The sequence below is a fragment of the Allobosea sp. P4_C6 genome (genome assembly GCF_056402015.1).
In genome coordinates this window covers 1-1,808 of the sequence record NZ_JBFUIF010000219.1, presented here as the reverse complement: position 1 = coordinate 1,808, position 1,808 = coordinate 1, and the positions used below count along the sequence as shown (strand labels likewise).

Annotated in this window: 1 protein-coding gene; it reads right to left on the bottom strand. The window is 58.3% G+C overall.

What is annotated here, in order from left to right; all coding sequences use genetic code 11:
* Positions 1–73: 73 nt before the first annotated feature.
* A complete protein-coding gene (locus tag AC1DVA_RS28100; protein WP_476808084.1) occupies positions 74–1,420 on the bottom strand; it encodes an Nramp family divalent metal transporter in 1,347 nt (448 codons plus the stop codon).
* Positions 1,421–1,808 lie beyond the last annotated feature (388 nt).

Here is a 1,808-nt window from a genome sequence, read left to right as displayed (position 1 = left end):
GTTCAAAAGTCCGACCTGATCGATATCCGCCCGCTCCCACCAAATGAGCCGGTTCCTGGGCGGGCGGTGCGTATCACCGCAACACCATGCCCGTGACAAGCGTCAGATTGAGCGCGATCAGCACAACCGCTATCGCGCTGGCCAGCCCTGTCTGCCAGAGGGGCGGTGCAAGAGCCCCCATCTTCTTGCGTGAAGCTGTCAGCAACACCAGCGGCGTCACAGCGAAAGGCAATTGCAGGGCCAATACGACCTGGCTCAAGATCAGGAGGTCCGTGGTGCGGGTGTTGCCGTAAAATTGCAGCACGATCACCGCGGGCAGAATGGCGACGAGGCGGGTTACCAGGCGCCGCAGCCATGTTGGCAAGCGGATCTCGATGAAGCCCTCCATCACGATCTGCCCGGCCATGGTCGCCGTCACGCTGGCATTTATGCCGCAGCACAGGAGCGCGATCGCAAAGAGTGTCGGCGCAGTTGCGCTGTTCAGAAGCGGCGTAAGGATCTTATAAGCCTGCTCCAACTCGGCCACGTGGGTCTGGCCGGCGGAGTGGAATATCGCCGCGGCGACGATGAGCAACGAGGCGTTGACGAGAAAGGCGAAGAGCAAGGCGGCGCTGGAATCGATCGTCGCGAAGCGAAGCGCCTCGCGGAGGTCGCGCTCCTCACGGCCGTAGGCGCGAGTCTGGACGATGCCCGAATGTAGATAAAGGTTATGCGGCATGACCGTTGCGCCGATGATGCCGAGCGCCAGATAGAGCATATCAGGGTCGGTTAGGATTACGCGGCTCGGGGCAAATCCACCTAGCACTTCGCGCCAGTCCGGATTCGCCATCGCCAGTTGGATGGCGAAGGAAATGGCAATCACGCCGAGCAGTGTGATGATGAAAGCCTCGATCCAGCGAATGCCCTTGTTCTGTAGCCAAAGCACGACGAAAACATCGAGCGCGGTCAGTACCACGCCGACTTCGATCGGCAGGCCGAAGAGCAGATTGAGCGCGATCGCTGTTCCAAGCACCTCGGCGAGGTCGGTCGCGCAGATGGCGAGTTCCGCCAGCACCCAAAGAGGCACGCTTATCCAAGGCGGATAGGCGTCCCGACAGGCCTGCGCAAGATCGCGGCCAGTCGCAATCGCGAGTCTGGCGCAGAGCGCTTGCAGAACGATCGCCATGACGTTCGAAAGCAAAGCGACGAAGAGGAGCGCATAGCCGAAGCGGGATCCTCCGGCGACGGCGGTCGCCCAGTTCCCAGGGTCCATATAGCCTACGGCAACAAGGTATCCCGGCCCCAGAAAGGCGAGGAATCTTCGCCACGATGTCGCTCCGGGGCCCAACGGCACCGAGGCAAAGGCCTCGACAAGCGAAGGTTCGCGCGGGGCGCGTTGCCAACCGATTTTTCTCGGCTGATGGCCAATATTCGCCGTCATGAATCCGTCGGCCTCGRCTTTGCGGCGGGGAAAGATGACGCATCAACAGCAGCCTATGTCAGCTCTCAGGATTCGCAAGTTGAATTCTTATTACTCAGGGGTAGATAACGGCAATAAAGAGGTACTTCGTAGTGCAAATCCGTATAATTTTGACAATTACTCAATCGTTTATCATGGTGTTGCAGTTACTCCTAAATGCGGCGTCGTGAATGCAAGCTAAAAAATGAGGGGAATATGGGGAAAATATCGATCGCGGTTGTCGACGACCATCCACTCTTAATGGAAGGTCTTATGGCCCTCATGCAACGAAATGTCGCGTTTTCATTGGCTGCAGCCGGCTCAAATGCGGGCGACATCTATTCGATTACAGAAAAATTCCGACCTGACG

Excerpts from the sequence above, each read along its gene's own strand:
- AC1DVA_RS28100 (WP_476808084.1), bottom strand. The coding sequence starts at position 1,420 with ATGACGGCGAATATTGGCCATCAGCCGAGAAAAATCGGTTGGCAACGC.